This is a genomic window from Gryllotalpicola kribbensis, from assembly GCF_039538245.1.
Classification (GTDB): domain Bacteria; phylum Actinomycetota; class Actinomycetes; order Actinomycetales; family Microbacteriaceae; genus Gryllotalpicola; species Gryllotalpicola kribbensis.
On sequence record NZ_BAABBX010000009.1, the window covers coordinates 117,061 to 143,229 of the forward strand.

24 protein-coding genes are annotated in these 26,169 nt (G+C 70.5%); 4 read left to right on the forward strand and 20 right to left on the reverse strand.

Features of this window, described 5'->3' with window-relative positions:
* Positions 1-846: a GntR family transcriptional regulator gene (locus ABD716_RS06330; RefSeq protein ID WP_344774961.1), complete on the reverse strand. Its 846-nt coding sequence runs from the start codon at positions 844-846 to the stop codon at positions 1-3.
* A gap of 217 nt (positions 847-1,063) precedes the next feature.
* Entirely contained in the window at positions 1,064-2,077 is a 1,014-nt protein-coding gene (locus ABD716_RS06335) for a GmrSD restriction endonuclease domain-containing protein (protein WP_344774963.1), read from the reverse strand.
* 137 nt (positions 2,078-2,214) lie between these two features.
* Between ABD716_RS06335 and ABD716_RS06340 the strand changes: the two genes are divergently transcribed.
* A complete protein-coding gene (locus ABD716_RS06340) occupies positions 2,215-3,291 on the forward strand; it encodes an ABC transporter permease (RefSeq protein ID WP_344774965.1) in 1,077 nt (358 codons plus the stop codon).
* A gap of 129 nt (positions 3,292-3,420) precedes the next feature.
* Positions 3,421-4,767, forward strand: a complete 1,347-nt coding sequence (locus ABD716_RS06345; RefSeq protein WP_344774967.1) for an ABC transporter substrate-binding protein — start codon at positions 3,421-3,423, stop codon at positions 4,765-4,767.
* Positions 4,768-4,775: 8 nt separating this feature from the next.
* Here ABD716_RS06345 and ABD716_RS06350 read toward each other — a convergent pair whose 3' ends face one another.
* The 11 genes from ABD716_RS06350 to ABD716_RS06400 form a co-directional block, all read right to left on the reverse strand.
* Positions 4,776-5,729: an aldo/keto reductase gene (locus ABD716_RS06350; RefSeq protein ID WP_344774969.1), complete on the reverse strand. Its 954-nt coding sequence runs from the start codon at positions 5,727-5,729 to the stop codon at positions 4,776-4,778.
* A gap of 128 nt (positions 5,730-5,857) precedes the next feature.
* On the reverse strand, positions 5,858-6,169 hold the full coding sequence (locus ABD716_RS06355; RefSeq protein WP_344774971.1) for a winged helix-turn-helix transcriptional regulator: 312 nt from the start codon (positions 6,167-6,169) through the stop codon (positions 5,858-5,860).
* A gap of 283 nt (positions 6,170-6,452) precedes the next feature.
* A complete protein-coding gene (locus tag ABD716_RS06360) occupies positions 6,453-7,412 on the reverse strand; it encodes a carbohydrate ABC transporter permease (protein ID WP_425553394.1) in 960 nt (319 codons plus the stop codon).
* On the reverse strand, positions 7,409-8,350 hold the full coding sequence (locus ABD716_RS06365) for a carbohydrate ABC transporter permease (protein WP_344774975.1): 942 nt from the start codon (positions 8,348-8,350) through the stop codon (positions 7,409-7,411). Before ABD716_RS06365 ends, ABD716_RS06360 begins: the two co-directional genes overlap by 4 nt.
* Positions 8,351-8,584: 234 nt before the next feature.
* The gene (locus ABD716_RS06370) at positions 8,585-9,703 is read right to left on the reverse strand and encodes a DUF4434 domain-containing protein (RefSeq protein WP_344774977.1); all 1,119 of its coding nucleotides are present in this window, start codon (positions 9,701-9,703) and stop codon (positions 8,585-8,587) included.
* A gap of 284 nt (positions 9,704-9,987) precedes the next feature.
* A complete protein-coding gene (wecB, locus tag ABD716_RS06375; protein WP_344774979.1) occupies positions 9,988-11,169 on the reverse strand; it encodes a non-hydrolyzing UDP-N-acetylglucosamine 2-epimerase in 1,182 nt (393 codons plus the stop codon).
* Between the two features lie 8 nt (positions 11,170-11,177).
* Positions 11,178-11,900, reverse strand: coding sequence for a hypothetical protein (locus ABD716_RS06380; RefSeq protein ID WP_344774981.1), 723 nt, complete (start codon positions 11,898-11,900; stop codon positions 11,178-11,180).
* Positions 11,897-12,451: an exosortase S gene (gene xrtS / locus ABD716_RS06385; protein WP_344774983.1), complete on the reverse strand. Its 555-nt coding sequence runs from the start codon at positions 12,449-12,451 to the stop codon at positions 11,897-11,899. Before xrtS ends, ABD716_RS06380 begins: the two co-directional genes overlap by 4 nt.
* A complete protein-coding gene (locus tag ABD716_RS06390) occupies positions 12,448-13,827 on the reverse strand; it encodes an XrtP-associated glycosyltransferase (RefSeq protein ID WP_344774985.1) in 1,380 nt (459 codons plus the stop codon). The genes xrtS and ABD716_RS06390 overlap by 4 nt, the downstream gene beginning before the upstream one ends.
* Positions 13,824-14,114, reverse strand: coding sequence for a hypothetical protein (locus ABD716_RS06395; protein ID WP_344774987.1), 291 nt, complete (start codon positions 14,112-14,114; stop codon positions 13,824-13,826). The genes ABD716_RS06390 and ABD716_RS06395 overlap by 4 nt, the downstream gene beginning before the upstream one ends.
* A 33-nt stretch (positions 14,115-14,147) precedes the next feature.
* Positions 14,148-15,431 (reverse strand): PVV-CTERM domain-containing choice-of-anchor G protein, encoded by a 1,284-nt coding sequence (locus ABD716_RS06400; RefSeq protein WP_344774989.1) that lies wholly within the window; start codon positions 15,429-15,431, stop codon positions 14,148-14,150.
* A 286-nt stretch (positions 15,432-15,717) separates the two neighbouring features.
* Here ABD716_RS06400 and ABD716_RS06405 point away from each other — a divergent pair, with 286 nt between their 5' ends.
* Positions 15,718-18,207, forward strand: a complete 2,490-nt coding sequence (locus ABD716_RS06405; protein ID WP_344774991.1) for a helix-turn-helix transcriptional regulator — start codon at positions 15,718-15,720, stop codon at positions 18,205-18,207.
* A gap of 74 nt (positions 18,208-18,281) precedes the next feature.
* On the opposite strand, the gene ABD716_RS06410 is transcribed toward ABD716_RS06405, so the two are convergent.
* The 4 genes from ABD716_RS06410 to ABD716_RS06425 form a co-directional block, all read right to left on the reverse strand.
* Positions 18,282-19,733, reverse strand: coding sequence for an outer membrane protein assembly factor BamB family protein (locus ABD716_RS06410; RefSeq protein WP_344774993.1), 1,452 nt, complete (start codon positions 19,731-19,733; stop codon positions 18,282-18,284).
* An 18-nt stretch (positions 19,734-19,751) separates the two neighbouring features.
* Positions 19,752-20,627: an HAD family acid phosphatase gene (locus ABD716_RS06415; RefSeq protein ID WP_344774995.1), complete on the reverse strand. Its 876-nt coding sequence runs from the start codon at positions 20,625-20,627 to the stop codon at positions 19,752-19,754.
* Positions 20,628-20,712: 85 nt separating this feature from the next.
* A complete protein-coding gene (locus tag ABD716_RS06420; protein ID WP_344774997.1) occupies positions 20,713-20,961 on the reverse strand; it encodes an acylphosphatase in 249 nt (82 codons plus the stop codon).
* Positions 20,962-21,010: 49 nt separating this feature from the next.
* On the reverse strand, positions 21,011-21,181 hold the full coding sequence (locus ABD716_RS06425) for a hypothetical protein (protein WP_344774999.1): 171 nt from the start codon (positions 21,179-21,181) through the stop codon (positions 21,011-21,013).
* A gap of 41 nt (positions 21,182-21,222) precedes the next feature.
* On the opposite strand from ABD716_RS06425, the gene ABD716_RS06430 reads away from it, so the two are divergent.
* A complete protein-coding gene (locus tag ABD716_RS06430) occupies positions 21,223-21,966 on the forward strand; it encodes an aminoglycoside phosphotransferase family protein (RefSeq protein ID WP_344775001.1) in 744 nt (247 codons plus the stop codon).
* Here the strand turns inward: ABD716_RS06430 and ABD716_RS06435 are convergent, their stop codons facing one another.
* The 3 genes from ABD716_RS06435 to ABD716_RS06445 form a co-directional block, all read right to left on the reverse strand.
* Complete coding sequence (locus ABD716_RS06435) at positions 21,967-23,187, reverse strand: multidrug effflux MFS transporter (protein WP_425553395.1); 1,221 nt, start codon at positions 23,185-23,187, stop codon at positions 21,967-21,969.
* Positions 23,188-23,410: 223 nt separating this feature from the next.
* Positions 23,411-24,598, reverse strand: coding sequence for an ROK family protein (locus ABD716_RS06440; RefSeq protein ID WP_344775005.1), 1,188 nt, complete (start codon positions 24,596-24,598; stop codon positions 23,411-23,413).
* Between the two features lie 125 nt (positions 24,599-24,723).
* Positions 24,724-26,139, reverse strand: a complete 1,416-nt coding sequence (locus ABD716_RS06445) for a GH1 family beta-glucosidase (RefSeq protein WP_344775008.1) — start codon at positions 26,137-26,139, stop codon at positions 24,724-24,726.
* Positions 26,140-26,169 lie beyond the last annotated feature (30 nt).

The window sequence follows — 26,169 nt, forward strand, 5'->3', positions numbered from 1 at the left end:
CTAGTCGTGTTCGTAGCTCAGGGGCGCGGCGAACTGCTCGTCGGCCGCGGCGAGTTCCGGGTAGAGGCCCGACGGCGGCGAGTTGTGCCCGCTGTCGACCGTCACCCGCAGCCGGTCGGTGCGCACAGAGGCCCGAGAGAAGTCGACCGGCTCGTTGTTCTGGTCGTATGCGACGGCTTCGACGACGACGATGGGGTTGCCCTCTTCGATCTCGAGCAGCTGTGCGAGACGCCGATCGGCGCTGACCGCCTCGATGGTGCGGTGCATCCGCGTGATCGTGACGCCGCTGACCCGCTCGAGCGCGGCATACAGGCTCGCGCGCGGCTCGCGCAGGCTCGGGGCCAGGCCTGAGAAGCGCTTCGGCAGGTAGTTGACGACGTGCACCGCGGTGAGCTTGCCGACCGCGCGCAGCCGCTCGACGACGAAGCCTTGGCCGCCGGGGTTGTTCGTGAACGCGGCGGCGGCCCACGGGGGAAGCATCTCGACGCCGGCGCGCAGGATCTGCGAGGTGAGCGCGCTGCGGCCGTCCTCCTGGTATTGCCCGAGCAGGCTCGGCGCGTTCGGCAGGGTCCACGACGACGGCGACGTGGGGGTCTGGACGAACGCCCCCTTCCCCTGTCGCCGCGAGATCAGCCCCGACTTCTCGAGACGGGCCAGGGCTTCTCTGACGCTCGAACGCGAGACGTCGAAGTACGCGCAGAGCTCATGCTCGCTGGGCAGCTGGTCGCCCTGGGTGTAGAGCCGGGTCGAAATGCCATACTCGATCGAGCGCAGCACCTGGAGCCAGATCGGGGACCCGGTTCTCGGGTCGATCGGCGGCAGCTGGGTGACGGTGTCGTTGCGCATGTCCTCGTGTCCTCATTGACAACTGCTGCAACCGTACGGACCGCACTTGTACCGAAACCAGGGACAAGTGCGCTGGCGTTATGGTTTCGTTACCTGGCGCGAATAATCCCGCATAACCAGGGGATTCTTCTGCGCGGCCGCACCCTGGGCGGCGGGCTCGCCCGCCCCACTCGCACCGTTCGGGCCATACAAGCAGACAAGCTGCCCTGCGCTCGGCTCAGCCGCGCTTCCAATGCCAGGTGCCGCTCGCGTAGAGGGTGCACGTGAGCCCGTCGAGGGACCGGTTGTGATCGGCCGCCGAGCAGAACTCGCCAGGGCGCGGGGCCACAGCCGCCGGCGCCGCGGGAGTCGGCGCGGCGGCGCCGGGCGCAGCGCCGGCGGGCGCAGCTGTGGCGGGTGCCGAAGCCGCGGCCGCGGCCGCACTCGGCGCCGGCACGGTGGCGAACTCCGCCGCGGTCACCGCTTGCCCCTGGCATCCGCTCAGCACGGCGGCCATCGCCGCCTTCTCGGCCGGCTCGACCCACAGGCCGTACGCCGCCTTCACAGAGATCTGCCGCGCGACGTAGGCGCACCGATACGACGCCCGCGCGGGCAGCCACGCGGCGGCATCCTTGTCGCCCTTCGACTCGTTCGAGTGCTGGTCGACGGCCAGCAGATTGCCCGCGTCGTTCGCGAACTGCTCGCGCTTGCGCTGCGTCCACGACTGCGCGCCCGTCTGCCAGGCGTCGCCGAGCGGCACGACGTGGTCGATCTGCACGAGGGCCGAGGTCTTCTCGCCGCGCTGGAACGCGATGGCCTCCCCTGTGTACGGGTCGGCGAGGGTGCCCGTGAGCACCTCGCAGTACCGGTTGCGGGTGATGCCCGTCAGGTCGCGCGCCAGGATGTCGTTGCGCGTATCGCACCCGTTGCCGTCCATATCGAGCCAGGCCTCGCCGAAGTCCGCGGTGCGCTGATACTTCGCGCCGCCCTGCGCGTTCCTGACCGGCAGCGCGTCGAGCAGGGCGAGCGCCGTTCCCGGCGCAGCGGCCGGCTTCGCCGAAGGGTGAGCGGATGCCTGGGGCCGCGGCGCCACCGACGGGGTCGCCACCCACAGGGTGGGCGCCGCCGGGGTGTGCGCTGCGCTGCGACCCGCAGCCGCCTCGTGCGAGCCGGCGCAGGCCGCGAGGCCGCCGACCAGCGCCGCGGCGAGTGCGATCACCGCGCTCAGCCGGCCGGCACGATTGCGTCTCACAACTTCGAGAGCCTACGAACGGCGGCGCGGAACGGCGGCCCCCACTCCGCGGGTCGGGCGACTCCGGCAGGTATCCCGCAACTACATTGCTCGGCTATGATGTTGCATTCAGCAACGTCGCGTACCCTGGGGGCATCATGTCGAACGCCACGAGCGAAGCCCCCGCACTTGCCGCCGACCGCGAGCCGGCCACGCACACCGCACCGCGCCGCTCGGTGCTGCCGCACCCCAGCATGTGGAAGCACCTGGGTCTGCACGTGCTCGTGCCCGTACTGCTGGGAATCGGCATGACGCTCGCGTACCTCGGCGCCTTCCATCAGCCGAGCCCGCATCACCTTCCGGTCGCCATCGTGGGAGACAGCGCTCAGAGCGAGGTGTTCGCACAGACGCTGAACAACGAGTCGGACGGCGGCCTCGACGTGCGCAACGTCGCCGACGAGGCACAGGCCGAGAAGCTGGTGCGCGAGCGCACGATCACGGCCGCCTACGAAGCGACCCCGACGCAGGCGAACCTCTACATCGCGACGGCCGCGTCGGCCACCACCACCGAGACCGTGCAGAAGGTCTTCCAGCCGATCGCATTCCAGCAGCACCTGCCCTTCAACGTCGTCGACGTCGTTCCGGTCGGCACGCACGACGCCACCGGCCAGGGCATCTTCTTCCTGCTCGTCGGCCTGTCGGTCGGCGGCTATGCCGTGGCAGCGGCCGTGGCGGCGGTGACGGGGCGGCACGGGCTGTTCGCCCGGGTCTTCGTGCCGGTCATCGCGTCTGCGGTGGTGTCGGCGATCATCGTCGGCATCGCGGCGTATGTGTACCACGTCTTCGACCACAGCGTGCTGCAGGTCTGGCTGCTGTCGTGGCTCTATGACGCGCTCGTCATGTGGATCGGCGTGGCGCTGATGCCGATCCTCAAGAGCTGGACCGTGCTGGCCATGACCGTGCTCTTCGTGCAGCTCAACTTCACCTCGTCCGGCGGCATCTTCCAGAAGTGGATGGAGCCCGGCTTCTTCGCCTCGCTCAACGACTTCTGGGCGGGCGCCGGCTGGCTGAACTCCGCGACCGCGCTCATCTACTTCCCCGGGCAGCGCTTCGGCGGCAACGTCGCGGTGCTCGCCGTGTGGGCGGGTGTCGCCGTCGTCGCCGTACTCGTCTCTCATCTCGTCGTGCGGCGCCATGCGCGCGTCGAGGCGGCGCTCGCCGCCCAGGCCGCCTGAGCCGCGGCCATCCGCGCGCGTTCCGGCGCATTCGCGCGCATTCCGGCGCATCGCGACGCATTCCGGCACGTCGCGACGAGAAGTGGGTACTTCTCACGCATGAGAACCAGGAGTGCGGCACTGGCCGCGGTGGCAGTTACGGCAGCAGCAGTTCTACTGGCGGGGTGCTCATCGGGCAGCGGTGGCGGCTCGGGCTCAAGCAGCACACCGCCGTCGTTCGGCACGAAGGCCTCTGGCACGCTCAACGCGTGGGGCTTCAACAGCCCGGACGAGGTCGGCACCTCGCGCCTCGCCTATGCCAAGAAGAAGCTCGACGGCGTCGACATCAAGATCGATCAGACGGCGTTCGACGCGCAGAAGTTCACCACGCGCGTCGCGAGCGGCAACGTGCCCGACGTGGTTCAGATGGACGCCAACCTCGTTGCGACCTACGCCGCGCAGGGGCTCATCATGCCGCTCGACAAGTGCTTCAGCGCGCACGACGTCGACCCGAGCAGCTACTACTACCCCTCCGTCAACGATGACGTGACGTACAAGGGCCAAATCTACGCGGTGCCGCAGTTCTACCAGCCGCCGGCCATCATCCTGAACAAGAAGGTGATGGATGCCGCGGGCGTGACCCCCGCGCAGATCAACACCTCAAAGCCCGATGAGCTCATCGCGGCGGCGAAGAAGATGTACAAGGCGTCGGGCGGCAACCCGACCACGCTCGGCTTCAACCCCGTCGCGAGCGGGCAGCCTGGCCTGTGGATCCTCGGCTACGGCGGCCGGCTCACCGACGCGAACGGCAAGCCGACCCTCGACGACCCGAAGAACGAGAAGGGCCTCGAGGTGCTCAAGAAGATCACCGACGCCCAGGGCGGCTACGCCAAGATCAAGAGCTTCTCGGATTCCTTCGACATGTTCGGCGCCGACAACGAGTTCGCGAAGAACCAGGTCGGGGCAGAGATCGACAACCAGTGGTACGTCAACGTGCTCGCGCCGTACGCCAGCAAGCTCGACATCACCGCCGTTCCGTTCTACGCCGCAGACGGCAAGCCGTTCACCGTCGCCAACGGGCAGGGCTTCGTCATCCCGACCGCCGCGAAGAACAAGGACGCCGCGTGCGCGTGGGCGGTCGACCTGACGAGCCCGGGGGCGTGGGATGCCGCAGGCGCCGCTCGCGCGGCGAAGATCGCCAAGACGCCCGGCGCCTTCAACACCGGCCTCTTCACGGGCATCCCCAGCGTCGACAAGAAGCTGCGCGCGCAGTACGTGAAGCCGAGCGGCAATGAGGGGTTCGACCAGACGATCGCGACGTTCTACGACATCGTGGGCGACGGGAAGTCGTTCGGCGCCTCGCCCGCCGGTCAGCAGATCAACACCGAACTGCAGAACGTGATCTCGTCGGTGCTGCTCGGGAAATCGTCGCCTGCCGACGCGCTGAAGAAGGCGCAGGCCTCCGCCCAGCGCGCGTATCAGCAGGCGACGAAGTAGCGCGCCGGCTACCCGAAGATCTCGTCGACCGCGGCGGCGAGCTCGTCGTTCCAGTCGAGGGCGAGCCCGTCGAGGATGCCGGCCCAGTGGTGCTCCTTGCTGACGCCGACGATGGGCGCAGTCACCAGCGGGTGGTGGAACAGCCAGGCCATCGCGAGCGCGGCGGGCGACGTGTCGCGGGCTGCCGCGAGCCCGTTGAATCTGGCCACCTTCGCCATGGCTTGGTCGTCGTCGAGGAACGGCGCCGCTGACGAGGCCACGCTCGCCCGGTCGCCGCGTTGCGGGCGCTCGCCGTTGCTGTAGCGGCCGGCGAGCAGCCCGTTGGCGAGCGGTGAGAAGGGGGTGTAGGCGAGGCCCTCGGCCTCGACGATGGGCAGCACCTCCGCGTCGTCGGCGCGGGCGAGCAGCGAGTACTGGTTCTGCACGATCTCGGGCCGCGCGAGCCCCAGCCGATCGGCGGTCTCGAGCGCCGCCGACAGCGCCGCCCCGTCGACGTTCGACAGCCCGTAGGCCCTGATGGTGCCGCGCTCGACGGCGTCGCTGAAGACCGGCAGCGACTTCTCCCACGGGGTGCGGCCGTCGACCTGGTGGGCGACATAGAGGTCGACGCGGCCGATCACCTCGATGCTGTGCCGCAGCTGCCGGTCGACGCGCTCGGGGTCGAGGTTCGGGCCGTCGGGCGTGATGCCCGTCTTGGTCTGAATGAGCACCTCGGAGCCCGGGCGGCCGCGGTTCCACACCCCGACGATGCGCTCGCTCTCGCCGCCTGCGTAGACATCGGCCGTGTCGAGCACCTTGACGCCCTCGCGCACCGCGCGATCGATCAGCTCGAGACCCTCGGCCTCGGGCAGCCCGATGCCCGGCCCGGTCGCGCCGGCGATTCCGCCGAGGCCGCCGGTGCCGAGCAGGAAACGGCCGAACTGAGCGCGGCGGTCTGCTGCCGACGATGCGATCCAGGTCATACGGATTCCTCTTCCGATCTCTTCCGATCTTGTCGGTTCGAGAATCGAACCGACTGTACTGACCTCACCGTAACAGACTCGGTCAGGAATCCGAACTCACTCGAGCGCGGGCCATGCCTCGCGTCACCTCACTCACCCGTGCGCACGCGGGGCGTCGCGTGGCGCTCGCCCCACTCGCGCAGCCCGGCAAGGACGGGCAGCAGCCCCTCACCGGCGGGCGTGAGCAGGTACTCGTCGCGCGGGGGCTTCTCGGAGTATCTCCGACGCTCGACCACCCCGGCCTCCTCGAGCTTGCGCAGGCGCTGCGCGAGCGTTTCACGCGGGGCACCCGTGTTGACCTGGATGTCCGTGAATCGCCGCACCCCGAATCCGAGTTCGCGCACGACGAGCAGAGACCAGCGCTCCCCCACGAGCTCGAGCGCATCGGCGATGGAACACACGCGCGGGCGGCCGAGATTAGTCGGTTCGGTTGCCTGACTCACTCGGACACTCTAGCGCCGCCACCCATAGCAGATGCCCCGTCAGGGCGTCGTCAGGGCATTGCGGCTGTGGAGAACGGGGTAGCAGCCCCTGGTCGTCTGCCCGCCCAGCAGCAGCCGGAAGTCGCGGTGCCGGCGCAGTGCGGCTGGCTGCCCCTCGCCCGGCGCCTCCGGGTTCTGCGCCCCCGGCCGACGTCTGCGGCCTGCGTGCGAGGCGCAATTGTCGGCCGGGGGCACGAAACCGCTACCCCTTCCGGCCCTGCGTGGCCACGCCCTCGACGAAGTAGCGCTGCCCGAAGGCGAAGATGATCAGCATCGGAAGTGTGACGAGCAGCGCCGCGACCATGACGTACTGGTAGTCGCCGTGGCCTCCGTTGGTCGGGCTGAAGGTCGTCATGGCATACGAGATGCCGAGCGGCACCGTGAACTGGTTCACGCTGCCCGCATTCAGATAGATCAGCGCGGCCTGCAGATTGTTCCAGCTCGCCTGGAACTCGAAGATGAACACGATGATGAACGACGGGATCGACAAGGGCATGGCGATCCGCCGGAACAGCCCCCAGTAGGACGCCCCGTCGACCCGGGCCGCCTCGAAGATCTCCCGCGGCAGCCCCAGGAAGAACTGCCGCTGCAGGAAGATGTAGAACGCCGAGCCGAACAGGTTCATGCCGAAGAGTGGGACCCACGTGCCGAGCAGCCCGAGGTACTTCCAGATCAGGTACTGCGGCACCATCGTCACGGCGCCGGGAAGCATCATCGTCGCGAGCACCAGGCCGAACAGAAATCCGCGCGCTGGGAACGTGAAGTAGGCGAAGCCGAACGCGACGATCGAGCTCGAGATCGCGACGAGCCCGGCGGCGAGCACCGCGATGACGACGCTGTTGAAGAGCCACGAGAGCAGCGGCAGCTGATGCCACACCTCCGCGTAGTTCGCGAGCTGCAAGGTCCGCGGGATCAGCCTGTTGTCGAAGACCTCGCCGCGGGTCTTGAGGCTCGCCGCGAGCAGCCACGCGAAGGGGTAGAGGAATAGCAGGCCGAACACGCCGGCGACGACCCAGAGAAGCGCCTTCCCGATGACCCCGCGGCCGCGGTAGAACCCCGCTCCGCGGACGGTGCGGCGGGTGGCATCCTTCTCGTCACCGGCCGCGTCGCCGTATTCCGCAGCCAGCGAGGCGGACCCTGGCGCCTGTGCGACGGACATCACTTGTCCCCCTCGTAGTAGACGAACCGGTTGCTGAACTTCACCTGCACCAGCGTGATGATCAGGATGATCACGAACAGCAGCCAGGCCATCGCCGCCGCGAAGCCGAAGTTGAACTGCCGGAACGCCTGCTGGAACAGGTAGATGCCGTAGAACAGCGAGGCGTCGCTCGACGCATTCGTCTGATCGCGCCAGAACAGCAGGTAGGCCTGGTCGAAGATCTGCAGCGCGGCGATCGTGAGCACGATCACGTTGAAGAAGATCGCCCCCGAGATCATCGGAAGCGTGATGTTGAAGAACTGGCGCACCGGGCCCGCGCCGTCGATGGAGGCCACCTCGTAGAGGTCGCGCGGCACGTTCTTGAGCGCCGCGAGGAAGATCACCATCGTGCCGCTCACCCCCCACAGGGTCATCAGCACGATGGACGGCTTCACCCACGCCGGGTCGACGAGCCATTGCGGGCCGGGGATGCCGAAGAAGCCCAGTGCCTTGTTGATGGCGCCGGTGTTCCCGTTCAAGAGCAGCAGGAAGACCGACGCCGTCGCGACCGCCGGCGTCATCTTCGGCAGGTAGAAGATCGTGCGCATGATGCCGGCGCCGCGGCCGATCTTCGACAGCAGCATGGCGAGGAAGAGGGCGAAGACGATCTCGAGCGGCACGGCGAGCACCGCATAGAAGAGCGTGTTGCCGAGCGACAGCATCACGCTCGGGTCCTGGAACAGCTGCTGGTAATTGCTGAAGCCGGCCGGGGTCGCGCGGTTGGTGGCGAGGTTGTAGTCGCTGAACGAGATCACGAAGCTGTACACCATCGCGCCGAGCGTGAAGACGAGGAATCCCACGATCCACGGGCTGATGAAGAGGTAGCCCGCGATCGCCTCGCGCCGGTTGTACTTCCGCACGCGGCGAGACCCAGGCGTGCTTCTCGCCGTAGCTGTTGTCATATGCGTTCGATTCCCCCGCAGAGAAGAAGGGAAACGCTTCTCGACGCCCGTTGCCGCTTCGAGGCAGCGCCCCCGCTCGGACCGCGGCCGCCGCCGCCGCCGGTAGCCCCTCCCCATTCACCCGAAGTGTGAGTTCGGGTTGTCTCTTCGCGACGAAGAGGACCCGAACTCACACTTCGGCGGGGTTCGGCGAGGGTCGGGGGTCGGGGGCCGAGGGTCGGGGAAAGCAGACAGCTACTTCAGCCCTAGGTAGCTCTTGTAGGCCGCGTAGTTCGCCGTCATCGCGGCGCCGTTCCGAAGCGTCTTGTCCGGCGACATGTACGAGGTGAACTCCCACTCGGTCAACGGGATGCCCGCGGCGCCGAGCGCCTTCAGGTAGGGCGCCATCTTCGACACGGGCACCGCCCCGTTCCCGTCCGTGAGCGGCGTGTACACGGCGGCCCAGAGCCGCATGCGGCCGGCATCCGTCAGCTTCTTCGCCGCCTGGAAGGCCGCGACCTCCTGCGCGGGCGTCCACGCGGTCATCTCGAAGCCGTCCTGCAGATTGAGCACGTCGACGTGGGATGCCGAGATGAGCGGCGCGAGCTCGGCGACGAACTGCTGCGCGCTGAGTCCAGACAGGATCGCGGTCGGCATCGACGGCGAGACCATGACCGGCTTCTTTCCGTCGTGCGTGTGCAGGTAGTCGCTCACGGCGCCGAGATACTTCCCGAACTGCGTCGCGCGCGCCGGGGTGGCGACGTTCACCTGGGCGGGCTCGGTCGGGATGTACCAGCCGGCGATCGACGAGCCGTACTTGGCGTACAGGTCGTGGGCGACCTTCTGCTGCGTGGCCGTGAAGCTGTTCAGCCAGCTCTGGTTCGTGAACTTCGACATGTCGTTCACCGCGTCGGGCGCGACGGCGAGACCGAGCCAGACGTGCATGCCCGCCTTCTTGGCCGCCGCGATGATCTGCGGCACGGCGCTGTTCCACTGCGGGAAGCCGAGAGATGCGGATGCCGGGTACGCGGCATCCTTCGCGTCATAGTGCACCGACCACTCGATGATGACGTCGGTGTCGCCCGCCGCCTTCTGCGCCGCCATCGCCGAGGCGATCTGCGCGGCGTCGTTCGAGCCGTCGATGAAGTACGGCGACCAGAACGCGGCGCGGAAAGCCGGCGCCGCCGTCTTCGTGGTCGACAGGGCGGGGACCGCGACGCGCGTCGCGACCGACGTAGTCGACGAGGTCGAGGCGGATGCCGCCGCGGCAGGCTGGGCGCCGAGAAGACCCCCGGCGAGGGCCGCGACGGCCGCGACGGCGCCGGCGATGCCGCGCGCAGATGTGCTGATGTTCTTTGGTGAGGCCTTGCTCATGAACGAATACCCCCGTATCGAGTCCGACACTGGGTGGATTCGTCGTGCGTGCACGTGCAGAGACATGCGTGCACTGTCGACCGAGATCGACACACGCGTCAATGCATTGACTCCGTGCGATGCGCGAGGCGCGGCTATTCGGGTTCCGCCACCTCGTGGGTGGCATCGCCGCCAGCGCCTGCGGCCCGGGTGGCCGCGGTTGACCACATTAGGAGGTCACGTCTGACGAGGAACCGAGAAATCGTCTGTATAGAAGCTGAGAGCCCCTTTCGTCCCTGCCGGCTCTAGGCGACCGCGGCGAAGTCGTCCGTGAAGACCAGCGGGTGAAAATCCCGCACTCGCGTCCCCACGCCGAAATGCGCGGCGATCGCCGCGACCACGCGCGCGGTCGCATGGCCGTCGCCGTAGGGGCTGACCGCGGCCGCCATCTCGGCGTAGGCCAAGCCGTCGTCAAGCAGTCGATTGAGATTCGTGCGGATGACGTCGCGGTCGGTGCCGACGAGCGCGGCGGCGCCCGCGGCGATCGCCTCGGGCCGCTCGGTCGTGTCGCGCGTGACGAGCACGGGCTTGCCCAGGGCGGGCGCCTCCTCCTGCACGCCGCCCGAGTCGGTGACGACGACATGCGCGGCGTTCAGCAGGGCGCAGAACTCCGGGTAGTCCTGCGGCTCGATGAGCAGTGCGTCGGTGCGGTTGCCGAGCACGGGCAGCAGCGCGGCCCGCACCGTGGGGTTGGGGTGCATGGGCAGCACCACCGTGACGTCGTCGTGTGCGTCGAGCACATCGGCGAGCGCTGCGGCGGTGCTGCCCAGCCCCTGCCCCCAGGATTCGCGACGGTGTGCCGTCACGAGGACGATGCGCCGCCCGGCGTCCACCGCCGCCGCGACGGCGGGTGACAGTCGCCCCGAGGCGCGGTCGACGGTCTCGAAGAGCGCGTCGATGACGGTGTTGCCGGTGACGGCGATGGCGTCGGCCGGCACGTTCTCGGCGAGCAGGTTGCCCTTCGCGCTCGCGGTCGGCGCGAGGTGCAGTGCGGCGAGCTGGCCGGCGATGCGGCGGTTGCCCTCTTCCGGGAACGGAGAGGCGAGGTCGTGCGAGCGCAGCCCTGCCTCGAGGTGGATGACGGGGATGCCCTGGTAGTACGCGGCGAGCGCGGCCAGCGCCGATGACGACGTGTCGCCGTGCATGAGCACCGCGTCGGGCCGGCGCTCCTCGAACAGCGCGAGCAGCGCGGCGAACATGCGCGAGGAGAGCTCGGCGAACGACTGGCCCGGGCGAAGCATCCCCAGATCGCAGTCAATGTCGACGCCGAAGAACTGATTCATGCGGTCGAGGATCTCGCCGTGCTGGCCGGTGACGGCCACCGTGGTGCGGAAGCGGCGATCGGCGCGCAGGGCGCGCACCACGGGGGCGAGCTTGATGGCCTCGGGGCGGGTGCCGTAGACGACCATGATGTGCGGGTTCGACATGAGAGTTCCTAGCGGTGTGACGGAGCGGTGGACGATGTGGCGCGGGCGGCCTCGGCCGCGCCGCGATGGGCGCGGCCCGGTGCCTTGACGGCCAGTTCGAGAACGAGGACGACGACGGTCGGCACGAGGAAGACGGTGACCCAGGCGACCACGTCGGGGCCGGGCGCCTCGGGCGTGCGGATCACGCCCGCCCAGAAGGGCACGGCCGCGGCGGCGACGACGACCAGAACGGCGCCGGCGGTGACCCGCCCGACGAGCCCGACGCGGCGGCGCACCAGCACCGAGACGGCGAGCACGAGCGCCGCGAGGTGCACGAGCGCGATGAGTGCGGGTACGGCGGTGAACGCCGGGGCGAGCGCGCCGCTGTCTGCTGCGACGGTGCCGAGGGCGTCGTCCACCGCGGCGACCGGGTCGCTCGCCGGTGTGCCGCCCGGGTTCGCCGCGGCGAACATGGCGGCCACGGTGATCACGAAGCCGGCGAAGAGCAGCGTGATCGCGCCCCAGGCGAACGTGATGGGCGGAAGCGCGAGACGCGCAGCCGCGATGAGGCGGCTCTTCGCGGTAGGTGCGGCGGCGCGACGGGTGTCGGCGCTGCGCAGGGCCGCCCGGCCCTGAGCTGCGCGGCCGGCGGCGCTGCCGGGGTTCGCCCGGCGCCGACGCGGGCGGGGGGACCGCGCGTGCGCCGGCGCCGGGCGCGAAGTGGAGGCGACGTCGGCGGTGAAGCCCGTCATGAGTGCCGTCCACGCTGGGGAGTGCTGCGCATCGTGGCGAAGCGCAGCAGCAGGATCACGGCCGCGATGAAGCCCGCGATGACGAGCAGCGACCCGAGGTAGCGGTGCACCAGTTCGAAGCCGTCGGAGCCCCACGTCTGCATGGCGATCGCGGCGAAGCCGTAGCGCAGCAGGTTGCACAGGGTGACGATGCCGGTGCCGATCGCGAGGCCGACGAGCACGCGGCCGAGGGCGAGCGGGCGCACGAGCAGCATGAGACCGGCCGCAGCCAGCAGCGGCGTGACGAGGATCACGGTCGAGCACAGCGTCGTGATCTGGAATCCGGTCACCTGCTGTGTGCCGAGCCCGAACCAGACGATCGAGCCCGCCGGCGCGGTCCGGCCGTGCACGAACGGGTCCATCAGGAACGCGGCGACGCGCGCCTCGACATCGCGGAACTGCTCCTGCAGCGCGAGCAGGGTCGCGGCGAGCGCGATGAGGGCCAGGGCGACGAGAACGGATGCCGCGCGGCCGGCGACGCGCGCCGGGCGGTTCAGGGCGACGGTGCTCATCGGACGACCTCCAGCTGCGGTGCGGCGGCCGGCGCAGCGCTCTGCGGCGCGTACTCCGCGATGCGCTTCGTCTTCGACCAGCCGTTGCGGCCGAGCACGAGCCGCACGAAGGCGCGGATCACGACCACGTAGCTCTGGTACATGTACAGCCAGTAGCCGACGGCCCAGCCGAGGGCCGTGAGGATCGATCCGCGGCGCTCGTCGCGCTTCCAGTAGATGAGCGCCCACAGCGCGAACGGCAGCACCCCGGTGAGCAGCATGAGCGGCACCACCCAGGCGGTGGTGGCCAGCCAGGTCTCGAGCCCGCCGGGGGCGATCGCGCCCTGCGCGGCCGAGATGAGGAAGACGAGCGGCCAGAGCACCGTGCCGGCGAGCTGCAGGAACGGCATCAGCATGAAGTACGCGGCCTCGATCGCCCCCGCGTTCGTGAAGTTCCGCGAGAAGAAGATCTGCGAGAGGTACTTGGTGCACTGCATCCCGCCCTGGCACCAGCGGGTGCGCTGAGTGAGCAGCTTCCCGGTGAAGGGCAGTGCCTCCTGCGCGACGTGGGTGTCGTGCAGATAGACGTTGCGGAAGCCCGCGAGCATGACGTGGATGCCGAGCTCGTAGTCCTCGAGCAGCGAGCCGTGCCACGGCGTGTCCGCCGCGCCGGCGATCGCATCGAGCGTGGCGAGGCGCGTGAACTGGCCGTTGCCGCCGAGCCCGACCGAGAGGGTGTGGCCGCGCAGGCACTGCATCGCGGCGATGGTGGTGCGGAACTCGATGTCCTGCATGCGCACCAGGTAGTGGCCCCACCACTGGCGCAGACCGCGCGCCCCGGGGATCGGCCGGTCGTCGTTGCGGTTCGACATCCACACCGCGGCCTGGGCGGCACCGGTCGTCGGGTCGCCGAAGGCCCGCGGGCCGGCCGCCTGGTGCAGGGCGTTGGGGGCCAGCTGCCCGTCGGCGTCGACGACCACGATGACGGTGTGATCGCGGTCGGCGTCGGCGGGAAGCCAGCCGTTCAGCGCACGGTAGGCCGCGTTCAGCGCGGCGCCCTTGCCCTGGCGCGCCTCGGGCAGCCGGCGGCGCACCAGGTGGATGCGGGCGTCGGCACTCGCTCGCATCGAGACGAGCTCGGCCGTGGCATCCGTCGAGTGGTCGTCGACGATCCAGACGTGAGCCAGCGGGAAGTCCGTGACCAGCCGGTCGAGCGTGTCCTCGATGACCGCCTCTTCGTCGCGGCACGGCACGAAAACGTGCCAGGCGAAGGCGGCCGGGTCGCCGTCCTCGTCGCGCTTCCTGCGCAAGAAGGGCACGAGGATCATGCAGACGTAGCTGAGGAAGATCACCAGCATCACGAAGGCCAGTGCCTGCAGCGACTCGCTCGCGGTCATCGCTTCGCCCTTCCTGCCCGGCGCCCACGGCGGGCCGCCTGGGAGAGGCGGCCCGCCTGGGCGGCCGGCACGGGGAGTGTGTCGGCCGCCGTCCGGGCGGATCGACCGGCCCCCTCGCCCGCGTGCCGCGGGTCGCGGCTGCGGGCGAGATAGGCCGAGCGGAGCAGGAGCAGGCCTGCGGCCATCAGGGCCGCCACCGCGATGAAGTCCGCGGCGAACGGCACACTGGTGCCTGTGGTTGCCAGCACGCCGCCTGTTGCGAGCGTGCCGCCGATCCGTGCATACATGGCGTCGTCCCCCTTGACGCTGACTGACTGTTGTTAGTTGCCCGCGGTCTGGGCGAGGGCGCTGCGGCGACGGGCGAGCATGGTGCCCCCGACGATCGCGAGCCCCAGGGCCAGAGCGCCACCGGCGATGCCGGCGCTGGCGGAGTTCACCACGGGCACGGCGACGAGGCCGCCGTTCGGGCCGACGGTCGCGTTGGCGAGGTTCACCTGGCCGAGCGAGCAGTTCGGGCCGAGGCCGAGCTGCAGGGCGGTCTCGGTGAAGGAGCCGTCCTCGTGGTGGGTCTGCACGTTGACCTTGAGCTGCGCAGCCGCGGTGAGGGCGGTCGACAGCGGAGCGACGAGGTTGGCCGTGAGCCCCGACAGCAGCGGCGTGATCGTGGCCTTCGCGGTTGAGATCGCGGCGGTCAGCGGCAGCCCGACGAGGCCGAGCCCCGAGGCGGCCGTGCTCAGCGAGGTGAGCGTGTCGTTCACCATCTCGGTGACCTTGTTCGCGACGGCGACCGGGATGTACTGCACCAGGTCGGTGCCGGCCGGCAGGTCGTTGATGCTCGAGACGCCGGCGACCTTGAGCAGGTCGTCCATCGTGATCGTGATGGTGTTCCCGGCGATCGGGTCGTCGATGTCGACGCCGAGGCCGCTCGCCACCCCGAGCACCGTCTTGAGCGGTGCGTCGAGCGTCGCCAGCACGGGGCTGAGCACCGTGCCGCCCACCTGGATGGTCTTCGCCTCGGCCGTGTACGAGCCGGTCTGCGTGCCGTCGGCCGTCTGCTTGGCGGATGCCGCGAGCAGGCCCCACTGCACGTCGAGCGTCGCCGGGTCGGTGGCCGGGTCGCCGATCTTGATCTCGGCGTTCGAGCCGGGAGCCGGGCTGCCGATGTTGCTCGGCGTGACATCCGTACCGATGCCCGCCAGGCTGCCCGCCTGCGTGACGGCGCCCGAGAAGGCGACCGACGAGCCGTCGCCGTTCGCCTGCGCATACTGGCCGACGCCGCCCAGCTGGATGATGCCCTGGTCGCCGAACAGGTTCACGCCCTGGATGGGCAGGCTCAGCGAGCTGAGCGCCGTCGGGTCGAGCGGCGTGTCGCTCGTCACCGCGTCGCTGCCGTCGGTGTTGACGGCCTGCGCGCCGGCGAGCGACGCCACGCTGTCGAGCATGTCGGTCGTGAGCAGCGTCGTGTCGATGAGCCGGCCGTCGGCCTGCGAGACGACCGGTGCCGCATTCGCGCCGGACGGAATGACCAGAGCGAGCGCGAGCCCGATTCCGGTCACAGTGCCGGCGATGCCGATGCGGCGCCCGGCTGGACTGTTGGTGTGCATGTCTACCTCCCCCGAAGGTGGTTCCGGCGGCGACCGTCTCGCCGTGGACCGGAATGGGTCGAAGCTAAGAAGCGCCTCGGGGCCGGGTCTTCGGTAGTCGCTACTGAGCCGCCACTGAAAAGTTGCGGGCTGCGCTTTCCGTATCCCCCCGTTGTGGGGCAGACAACAGAGGTATCCGCTCGGTAGAGATGACGTAGCACGTGAAAACACCGCGCTTGTGCAAACACCGCACCTAAAAAGCACCGCACCTAAAAAGGCACCGCACCTGATCGATCTGGGGGGAACGATGGAGGACGGGAAACTGATCGGGCGCAGCCATGAGCTGCGCGTCGCGAGACAGGCTCTCGAGAGCGGCAGGGGGCTGCTCGTCACCGGCGTCGCCGGCATGGGGAAGACGCGCTTCCTGGCGGAACTGAGCCGGACCATGACGGATGCCGGGGCATCCGTTCTGCTCACGAACAGCGCGAACGCCGTCGTCGATCTCGCGGCGCTCGAGGCGCGGCATCCGGTCGTCATCGTCGACGACGCGCACCGGCTGGACATCCGGCTGCTCGAGCTGCTCTGCGAGGACGCGGGGCGACGTGCCATCACCCTGTGCCTCGCGGGCCTGCCGATCAGCGAGGTCGACCCGGCGCAGGCCGCGGCGCTGTCGCCGGTCGTGCACGCCTGGATCTCGGCGACGGGGGCACCGCGCCTGCGGCTGCCCGCCCTCGCGGGCCCCGACGCGATCGAACTCGCGGAGGCCTGTGCCGCACCCCACGCGCTGGGCGCGTTCTGGGGCGAGAAGATCCGGCGCATGAGCGGTGGCCTGCCCGCGCTGATCAAGGTCTACGTCGCGGATGCCGTGCGCAGAGGCCGTCTCGCCCAGCTGCCCGAACTGCTCGACCCCGAGGCGCGCGAGCTTCCGCCCGCCGAGGCGATCGAGCTGCTGCGCCCGCGCCTCGCGGGCCGAGACCGCTCGCTGCTGAGCGCGCTCGCCGTGCTCGGCCGTCTGAGCGGAGTCACCATCGACCGGGCCCGCGAGATCGTGCGGCGCGGCGACATCACGGCACTCGTCGACGCCGAGCTGCTCGAGATCGGCGCCGACGAGGCGGTGCACGTAGCGCCGGCCGTCGCCGACGTCGCTTCGAGCCTGCTCACCGCCGAGCAGGAGAGCACGGCCCTCGAGCACGCCGCCGACATCCTGATGCGCTTCGCCCCCGAGGGCAGTCGCTCGCCGATCGAAGCCGTCTTCCTGGTGGGCACCTGGCTGCGATTGAACGCATGCAGCGCGCTCGCCAGCTACCCGGCCGGCGAGGTGCGCGAGGTGCTGCTTGCGGCTGCACGGCTCTACACCCGGGCCGGCCGCGCCCAGCAGGCTCTGGCGCTGCTCGCGCGCTGCCCCCGCACAGCAGGCGGCGACGCCATGACGCTGATCGAGCGCGCCCGGGCGAGCGCCGCGCTGCACGACCACGACGGCGCACTCGCGCTGCTGCGCGAGGCGGAACCCCTCGTCGCGGACGAGCGCGAGGCGCGCATGCTCCTCAACCGCTACAACTGCGTGCTCGTCTGGCACCTCGGCGACAAGCGCGCGTTCGAGGCCGTGACGGCCCGGGCGCAGGACTGGCTGCCCGGCTCGCCCGCCTGGCGCAGCGAGCTCGCGCTGCCCGACCGTTTCCGCGAGCTGGCCCCGGGCGAGGGCGGCGCAGACGCCGCCTCGGTGTCGTCGTACCTCGCCGCGCTGCCTGCGCACCGCGGCACCCGCGCCTCGGCGCTGGCCGCGGGCTTCCTCGGCCGGGTTCTCGCGAGCTCGCAGGACGGCGACGACTGCGACGAGCTGCTGCGCATGGCGAGCCTCGAAGCGTCTGAGACCATCGGCGGCGCGGTGCGGTCCTCTGCCGCGCACACGGCGACGTTCCAGGTGCGTGCGTGCCTGCTGATGGCCGCGCTCGTGCGCCACGAGGCGCCCGACGCACTGCCCGCGATGCTGCGCGACGTCGTCGCGACCGCGACCGCACTCGGCGGCCAGAGCGTGCAGAACCTCGCCTTCGCGAAGTGGTTCGAGGCGCTCTGTGCCGAGAGCGCCGGCGACGCCGACGCGGCGCGGCGCTCGCTCGCCGCCATCGACACGAGCACGGTTCCCGAGCGCCTGCAGACGTGGATCGAGATCGAGTACGCCCGCGCTCTCGCTCTGACGGGTGACGTCGCCGAGGCCCGCACTCTGCTGCGCAGGGTCGCGCCGACCGTGCGGGCGAGCGGCGACAGCCGCGCCGCCTTCGCGCTGGCACGCGCCCGCGTGAGCCTCAAGCTGGGCGCGGGTCAGGCGACCCAGGCGGCCGTGCTCGCCCGCACGATCGCAGTGCGGCTCGAGCCCGCGAGCCCCGCGCTGGCCGCTCTCGTGCTCGACGAGGCACAGCGCCGCACGCCCGCGACGCAACGGGCCGAGGCGCTGCCGGATGCCTCGGCCGCAGCGCCGAGCCGGGGTGCGGGCGCAGACCGGGGAGAGGACGTGGGCCGGGGCGAGGGGCCGACCTCCGATCGCACAGCGGTCATCACGCCCATCGCGCCCGCCCTGCATGCGGCGGCGTGGAAGCTGCTGAGCGCACGCGAGATCCTCGTGGCCCGGCTCGCTGCGACGGGACGCACCAATGCCCAGATCGCGGCCGAGCTGTACCTCTCGGTGCGCACCGTCGAGTCACACCTGCATCACGCCCGCGTCAAGCTCGGAGTCTCGGGCCGCGACGGCCTCGCCGCCTTCTTCCGCGCCTCCTCCCCCGCCCTCGAGCAGGCGCTGTAGCCGACCCGTCGCCTCGAAGCCTCAGCAGCAGGGACCGGGGCGCGGCGCAGCGCAGCAGCGCGCGGCGCAACCGGTCAGCGGCCGAACGCCGCGACTCCCGACCTCGTGCCGAGAAGCAGCACGCCGCCGGCGAACGACGGCGTCGCGAAGTTCGGCACGGGCCCCGTCTCGAGGTGCGTCGTGCCGCGCCCGGAGGATGCACCGAACGCCACGAGCCCGCCGTCGGGGTACGTGGTCGCCCAGACGGTGTCGCCGACGACGATGGGAGCGCTGTTCGCTCCAGAGACGCGCGGGCCCAGCTTCCACGATGCGGTCTCGATGACCTGGATGCCCCCGCCGCGGCACGGCACGAACAGCCGCTTCGTCACGGGGTCGTAGGCGGGGCCGCCGTCGGGGTCGCTGCCGCACACCCCGCGCACCTCGGCGACGCGCCCGAGGTCGGAGGAGCGCAGCGCGTAGCCGACATCCGTCTTGCCCACGGCGAAGACGACGCCACCCGGAAGGAGCACCGGGTTGCCGGTCGCGAGGTCCTCGTCGCCGCCGGCATCCGGGTCCTTGAACGCGGCCGCGACCTCGAGGCGCGGCGTCAGCTTCACGACGCTCTCGGTGTACTGCAGCCTGTCCTGGCCGGGCGGGAACGGATTGGCATTGCCCGTCGTCACGTAGACGCTGCCGTCGGCGCCGATCGCGGGTGCGCCACCCGAGAGCCAGATCGCGCCGCCCTCGCCGTCGGGCGCGACCTTGAAGCTCACGAGGTCGCCCTTCGCGGTCTCGGATGCCCCGACAAGCCACCCGTGATAGAAGCCGCAGTCGCCGATGTTGCCGCCGTAGCCGATGTAGACGCGGCCGTTCCCGACGGCGAGCCCCGCGCGCTGCAGCAGGTGGATCGGCTGCTCGCCCGCACCGAGCGGAGGGTCGACGTTCTCGCTCAGCATGACCGCCCCGTCCGAGACGGCCAGCCCGACGAGGCGATGGTGCACCGCCCCGTCGCCGTCGACGACCTCGCCGACCGCGAAGACCTCGCCGCGCGCGGGGTCGATCGCGAGCGAAGAGGTGATGCCGAGCGGGTCGATGTTGCCGCAGCCGGCGCGACTCGCGACGTTCGTGAGCGGCGTGCCGAGCGAATACGACCACAGCTGCCGCCCGGTCGTGCGGTCGAGGGCGACGACGCGATCGCCTTCCGTGCCGGCGATCACGGTGTCGCCGATCGCGACCGGCTGGCCGTACACCGCGGCCCCCAGGTCTGCCGTCCACAGCCGCCGTGCGTTCACGGGCGACGGCCCCGCGACCGCCGCTGTGCGCGACGGGTCGCCGTGGTAGCTCGCCCACAGCGGGGTTCGCGCGACGGGCGTGGTCGCCGTCACCGAGGGCGTCGGCGATGCTGGCGCAGACCGGCTCGGCAACGCAGGCGGCGATGACGCCGCGACGTGCGAGCCGCCGCCGGTGCACGCCGCGAGCACAAGAGCCGCGGCCGCTCCCCCGAGAAGGAGGAGCGGCCGCGGCATCCGATGCCCCCGAGCGCTCATGCGCTCAGTCTGCGCTCGTTACGGCAGGTAGTACATCGGGTTCGGCAGCTTGAACTGCTTGCCGTGCGCCGCGCCCGTCAGGTCGGAGTACTGGTCGCCGAAGTCGGCCACGATGTCGTAGCCCTGCGTCTCGATGTGCGCACGGGTGCCCGACTTGTACTCGATGGTGGTGCAGCTGGCGGCCGCGCAGCTCAGATACGACGGCGTGGTCGGCTGCTTGAGGAACAGCTTCGAGTCGTCGATCGTGCCGTAGCCCGTGCTCGCGAGGTTGGCCTCGGTCGCTGCGCGCTGGGCCTCGGGGCGCCCCGTGATGAAGAACACCGTGTAGCCGTGCGCCTGCGCGAACTTGTAGAGGCCGACCATGCCGGGCACGGCGGGGAACGCGCCCGCGTTCACCCAGTAGCCGTTGATCGTGGGGTTGTAGCCGAACGCGTTCGCGATCTCGTAGTCGTAGGTGTTCAGCAGCGTGTCGTCGACGTCGAAGACGATGGCCGGCTTGGTGCCGTGGGCGGGGCGGGCCTGCGGCGAGGTGAGGTACTTCTCGGCGCCCGCGACGATCTGCGCCATCTGCTTCGCGTAGTTCGAGGTGCTCGACGGGATCGTCGCCGTGACGTCGTCGCCGACACCGGGGATGTCGTAGGTGGTCGTGGCCGAGCCGTAGTAGGCCTTGATCTGGTCTTCGACGATGCCGATGTTCGGCTCGGCGTTGCCGTCCTTCGGAACGTAGGAGTTCTCGGCGAGCGCGCCGGCCGCCTGACGATCGACGACGGTCTGGTTGGCGGCGGCGGGCGAGCCGGGGTGGGCGCTGGCGGCGAAGGTGCCGCCCAGAACGAGCCCACCGGCGGCGATGGCCGCGCCGATGAACAGGGGAAGGCGTTGGGAAGTGCGAGTCACAGTGGCCCCCGATCGGGTGTAAGGAAGGTGAACTGCTGGTGAACATAGCAGGCTCACGGTTCGCGTACGTTACGGCCGGGTCGCGTCAGCTCCGAATGGCGAAGGCGGTCTCGTGCACGACGGGGATCTCGGTGACCTCGACCGACGCCACGCGCGCCGCCTGCGGCCCGCGGTCGAGCCAGGCGAGCATGCGCTCGACGACTCCGGACTCGCCTTCGATCTCGGCCTCGACCGCCCCGTGCGGCGTGTTGCGCACCCAGCCGGCGAGACCGAGCTCGAGCGCGTGATCTCGGGCCGCGTAGCGGAACCCGACGCCCTGGACGTCGCCGGTCACGACTGCACGCACACGCCTCATCGCCGCGCCGGCCCTTCGGTGGCGGTGCCTAGCTGGACCGCGAGAAGACGTTCATCGGCAGGGCGAACGACAGGGCGATCGCGACGATGCCGGCGAAGAAGACCGGCGCCTGCCAGCTCGGCAGCTCAGGCGCGACGGCGAAGAGCACGAAGCCGCCGGCGAAGAAGATGGCGGCGATCACGAGCTTGATGACAGTCATGGGTCCTCCTGCCGACAAGCCTACCGGGCAGACTGGGGCGCGTGGACACGACCACCTCCTATCTCGACGCCTGGCAGCTGACGACGGATGCCTCGACCGTCGCGACCCGCAGCAGCGAGGTCACCTTCGTCCGCACCGCGGACGGAACTCCCGCCGTCCTGAAGCTCGCCCGCGTTCTCGAAGAGCAGCGCGGGAACGCCCTGATGGCATGGTGGTCCGACAGAGGCGCCGGCGCCTCGGCGCGGGTGCTCCAGCAGCTCGGCCCCGCGGTGCTGCTTGAGCGCGCAGCCGGCCCGCGGTCGCTCACCGAGCTCGCGGCACAGGACGACGACGCGGCGACGCGGGTGCTCGCCGAGACGGCGGTGCGGCTGCACGTCGAGCCGGACACGAGCGTGCGGCTGGTGCCGCTGCGCCGCTGGTTCCGAGACCTGCTCGAGACATCCGATCATGCCCTCGCCGACGCGCGCGAGACGGCGCTGCGCCTGCTCGACGCCCCGTGGGACGAGGTCGTGCTGCACGGCGACATCCACCACGGCAACGTGCTCGACTTCGGCTCGGCCGGCGCGCCCGTCTGGAAGGCGATCGACCCGAAGGCGCTCATCGGCGAAAGCGGCTTCGACTACGCGAACCTGCTGTGCAACCCGCCCGAGACGTTCGCGGCGAACCACGAGGAGGCACGGCTCGCGCGGCGCATCGAGGTGGTGGCATCCGTCACCGGCGTGCCGGCCGGCCGCCTGCGCGACTGGCACACGGCCTGGCACGCGCTCTCGGCCCTGTGGGGCTAGCTAGTGCCCGATGTCGGGCACCGTCTTCGGCCGCACGATGAACCACAGGCTCAGCACCGACAGCGTCGAGGTGACGATCATGATGGCGCCCATGGGCAGCCCGCTGGTCAGGTGGAACAGGCCGACGATCGGGGCCACGATGCCGGCGAGCACGAACTGGAAGGCGCCGAGCAGTGAGGCCGCCGTGCCCGCCTCGTGCGGGTGCGAGTTCATCGTGAGGACGCCGACGGTCGGGAATCCGAAGCCGCACGCGCAGATGAAGAACCAGAGCGGGACCATGACACCCCATTCGCCCAGCCCGGCGGCGCTCGTGAGGACGATCGCGATCGCGGCGGCGAGCATGACGGCGGTCGACCAGGCGAGGATCCACTGCGGGGGGATGCGGTGCGAGAGCCGGCCCGCCGTCTGCACGCCGATGATGATGCCGACGGAGTTGACCGCGAACAGCAGGCCGTACTGCTGGGCGCTGAAGTGGTAGAGGTCCTGGAAGAGGAAGGTGCTCGCCGAGAGGTACGCGAACAGCCCCGAGAAGTTCATGGCGCCGACGAGCACGATGCCGATGTAGATGCGGTCGGTGAGCACCGCCTTGTAGCGTGCGCCGGTCGTCGCGTGCACCGAGCTGTGCCGCGCGGACTTCGGGCGCGTCTCGACGATCCAGAGCGCGACGCAGCCGACGACGAAGGCGCCGTAGGCGGCCAGCACCCAGAAGATGCCGCGCCACGGCATGATCAGCAGCAGCTGCGAGCCGAGCACGGGGGCGATGACCGGGGCGAGGCCGTTCACGAGCGCGAGGTTCGAGAGCATGCGCACGAGCGGCCGCCCGCCGAACAGGTCGCGCACCATCGCCTGCGCGACGACGCCGCCTGCCGCCGCGCCGAAGCCCTGCAGGAAGCGGAAGATGCTCAGCACCTCGATGTTCGGGGCGAGCGCGGCGCCGAGGCAGGCGAGGATGTGCAGGCTCGTCGCGAGGATCAGCGGCAGCCGCCGGCCGACCCGATCGCTCCACGGGCCGACGAGCAGCTGGCCGATGCCGAAGCCGACCGTCGTCGCGGTGAGCGTCAGCTGCGTGAGCGAGGTCGTCGTGTTCAGGTCGACCTTCAGCGTCGGCAGGCTCGGCAGGTAGGTGTCCATCGTGAACGGGCCGAGCGCGGTCAGCGCCCCGAGGATCAGCACGTAACTGAGGCGCTGGCGCCTGCTGAGCGCGTCACCGGGGTGGCGCAGCGGTGCGGGCTCGTCAGAGGCGGCGAGCGTCAGGTCGAGAGGAGCGGTGGAGGTCAAGCGAAGTCCTGTGCGAAGAGGTGCGTGGTCTGCGGCGCACCGGATTCGTTCAAGATCGAATCGATTCGACGGCGCACGTCAATGCTACGCGAATTCCGGGTCGTCATTAAGGGGGCGAATGCACCCCCGTTGGGGCGCGTTTTCGACGACCGGGCGCTCGCGCGGGCTATGCGGATGCCCCGCCGAGCGATGCCGGGTCGGAGAGCAGCGCCTCGAACGCGAGCTCGGAGGCGCCGATCAGCAGGATGTCGCTGCCGAGGCGCGTGCGCGTGATCTGCACGCCCTCGAGCGTCTCGGGCAGAGTGGCGCGGGCGACGGCCCTGTCGAGCACCGCGCCGTCGGCCTGGTAGATCGTGGCGAGGAATCCGCCCAGCACCACGAGCCGGGGGTTGAAGAGCGTGAGCGCGGTGCTGAGCGCGATGCCGAGCAGCTCGAGCTGGCGGTGCACCTCGGCCCGCACGGCCGGGTCGTCCGAGGCGAGGATCGCGGCCGTCAGCCCGTCGGCGTCGATGCTCGCGCCCTCGAGCCCGAGCGCTGCGAGCAGCCGCGCGCGGCTCACCTCGGCCTCGAAGGTCCCGGCGAGCCCGCCGGAGTCGACGGCGTCGCTCGACCCGACGCGCACGTGCCCGAGCTCGCCCGCGTGGCCGGCCGCGCCGGTGAACGCCGCGCCGCCGAGGATCACTCCCCCGCCGATGCCGCTCGAGCCGCCGTTCACATAGATCAGCTCGCTCACCCCGACACCCGCGCCGAAGACGTGCTCGGCGTAGGCGCCGAGCTGGGCGTCGTTCGACGCGCGGACCGGCAGTCCGGTGGCATCCGTCAGCATCTGCGCGAACGGCACGTCGACCCAGCCGAGGTGCGGCGCCCGCCGCACCAGCCCGTCGGCGGGGCGCACGAGGCCGGGCATGGCCACGCCGACGCCGACGACGCGCTCGACGGATGCCGTCTCGATGAGGCCGGTGATGGCGCCGGCCGCCGCGGCGACGGCCTCGTCGGGGCTCGGCACGTGATCGAGCGCGACGCGACGGCGCTGCTGCACCCGCCCGTCGAGCCCGACGAGGCCGACGGTCACGGCGTCGATCTCGGGATTCACCGCGAGCGCCGCGATGCGCGGATTGGGCGAGATGACCGGGCTCGGCCGCCCGACCCGCAGATTCGCGTTCGGCCCCGACTCGGTGACGAGCCCCAGCTCGACGAGCTCGCCGACGAGCGCGCCGATGGTCGACCGGTTGAGGCCGGTCTCACGCGTGACATCCGACCGCGACACCGGGCCGACATGGTGGGCGATCGTCAGCACGGTCGACAGGTTGTGCATGCGCACGCTGTCGAGGTTGTTGCCGCGCCTGGTCGTCACCCGCACCTCATCTCGTCAGCCGCTCGTCGCATCGCGCGCATCGCGCGCATCGCTCGCCTCCGAGCATCCCACGAAGTCGGCGGGGATGCCCCGGCCGCGCGCCGCACCCAGGGCGGGTCCCGCGGCTACGCCTCCGGGATGGTGCCGGTCTCGGCGAGCCTCGTGTACCAGAGCGCGCTGTCCTTCTTGGTGCGCACCTGCGTCGCGTAGTCGACGTAGACGATGCCGAAGCGCTTCTCATAGCCGAAGGCCCACTCAAAGTTGTCCATCAGCGACCAGACGAAATACCCGGTGAGCGGCACGCCGGCCTCGATCGCACGATGGGCGGCGACGAAGTGGCGCTGCAGGAAGTCGATGCGCTCGGGGTCGTGCACACGGCGCTCGCCGCCCTCTTCGACGAGCACGTCGTCGTAGGCGGCGCCGTTCTCGGTGATGACGAGGTCGTACTCGGGGTAGAGCTCGTGGGTCGAGACGAGCAGGTCGTAGAGGCCCTTCGGCTCGATGTTCCACCCCATCGCCGTCACGGGGCCCGGCTGCGGCGCCCACTCGACGCGGGTCGCGCCGGGGAAGGGCGTGCCCTCGGTCGAGTGCTCGGCGCCGCGGCGCACGGTGTCGGTGTTGTAGTAGTTGATGCCCACGAGGTCGATCGGCTGGTGGATCAGCTCGAGGTCGCCGTCTTCGACGAACGACCAGTCGGTGATGTGCTTCGTGTCGTCGAGCAGGTCCTGCGGGTAGCGCCCGCGCAGCTGGGGGTCGGTGAAGGCGCGGTTGCGCAGCGCCTCGATCTGGCGCTTCGCGTCGACGTCCTCCGGGTTGCTCGGGTCTGCGGCATAGACGGACGCCAGGTTGTTGGTGACCGAGTACCTGGCATCCGCCTTCGTCACGACCTTGCGCAGCTCGATGAGCGCGAGCCCGTGCGCGAGGTTGAGGTGGTGCACGGCCTGCAGGCTGGCGAGCTCGCTGCGGATGCCGGGCGCGTGGTGGCCGTTGGCGTAGCCGAGGTAGGCGGCGCACCACGGCTCGTTCAGCGTGGTCCACACCGAGACGCGGTCGCCGAGGCGCTCGCCGACGACACGGGCGTACTGCGCGAATGCATAGCTCGTCTCGCGATTGGTCCAGCCGCCGCGGTCTTCGAGCGCCTGCGGCAGGTCCCAGTGGTAGAGGGTGACGACGGGCTCGATGTCGCGGGCGATCAGCCCGTCGATCACGCGCTCGTAGAACGCGAGGCCGGCCTCGTTCACGTCGCCCGTTCCGTCGGGGACGATGCGCGGCCAGGCGATGGAGAGGCGGTATGCCCCGAGCCCGAGGCTCTTGATGAGGTCGAGGTCCTCGTCGACGCGGTGGTAGAAGTCCACCGCCACGTCGCCCGTGTCGCCGTTCGCGACCTTCCCGGGGGTGTGACTGAACGTGTCCCAGATGCTGGGCTTCCGGCCGTCCTCGGCGACGGCGCCCTCGATCTGGTAGGCGGCGGTGGCCGTGCCGAACGTGAAGCCCTCGGGGAACGTCAGGCCGCTCTCGCGGAAGTCGTCGGTGGTGCTCATTACGAACGTGAACCTCTCCATTGATGTCGT

What these genes read in the sequence shown, in the direction of transcription:
- ABD716_RS06400 (WP_344774989.1), bottom strand. Translation starts at nt 15,431, where the DNA reads ATGCACACCAACAGTCCAGCCGGGCGCCGCATCGGCATCGCCGGCACT.
- ABD716_RS06405 (WP_344774991.1), top strand. Translation starts at nt 15,718, where the DNA reads ATGGAGGACGGGAAACTGATCGGGCGCAGCCATGAGCTGCGCGTCGCG.
- wecB (WP_344774979.1), bottom strand. Translation starts at nt 11,169, where the DNA reads ATGTCGAACCCGCACATCATGGTCGTCTACGGCACCCGCCCCGAGGCC.
- ABD716_RS06425 (WP_344774999.1), bottom strand. Translation starts at nt 21,181, where the DNA reads ATGACTGTCATCAAGCTCGTGATCGCCGCCATCTTCTTCGCCGGCGGC.
- ABD716_RS06445 (WP_344775008.1), bottom strand. Translation starts at nt 26,139, where the DNA reads ATGAGCACCACCGACGACTTCCGCGAGAGCGGCCTGACGTTCCCCGAG.
- xrtS (WP_344774983.1), bottom strand. Translation starts at nt 12,451, where the DNA reads ATGAGCACCGTCGCCCTGAACCGCCCGGCGCGCGTCGCCGGCCGCGCG.
- ABD716_RS06365 (WP_344774975.1), bottom strand. Translation starts at nt 8,350, where the DNA reads ATGACAACAGCTACGGCGAGAAGCACGCCTGGGTCTCGCCGCGTGCGG.
- ABD716_RS06340 (WP_344774965.1), top strand. Translation starts at nt 2,215, where the DNA reads ATGTCGAACGCCACGAGCGAAGCCCCCGCACTTGCCGCCGACCGCGAG.
- ABD716_RS06380 (WP_344774981.1), bottom strand. Translation starts at nt 11,900, where the DNA reads ATGACGGGCTTCACCGCCGACGTCGCCTCCACTTCGCGCCCGGCGCCG.
- ABD716_RS06330 (WP_344774961.1), bottom strand. Translation starts at nt 846, where the DNA reads ATGCGCAACGACACCGTCACCCAGCTGCCGCCGATCGACCCGAGAACC.
- ABD716_RS06350 (WP_344774969.1), bottom strand. Translation starts at nt 5,729, where the DNA reads ATGACCTGGATCGCATCGTCGGCAGCAGACCGCCGCGCTCAGTTCGGC.
- ABD716_RS06390 (WP_344774985.1), bottom strand. Translation starts at nt 13,827, where the DNA reads ATGACCGCGAGCGAGTCGCTGCAGGCACTGGCCTTCGTGATGCTGGTG.
- ABD716_RS06395 (WP_344774987.1), bottom strand. Translation starts at nt 14,114, where the DNA reads ATGTATGCACGGATCGGCGGCACGCTCGCAACAGGCGGCGTGCTGGCA.
- ABD716_RS06370 (WP_344774977.1), bottom strand. Translation starts at nt 9,703, where the DNA reads ATGAGCAAGGCCTCACCAAAGAACATCAGCACATCTGCGCGCGGCATC.
- ABD716_RS06410 (WP_344774993.1), bottom strand. Translation starts at nt 19,733, where the DNA reads ATGAGCGCTCGGGGGCATCGGATGCCGCGGCCGCTCCTCCTTCTCGGG.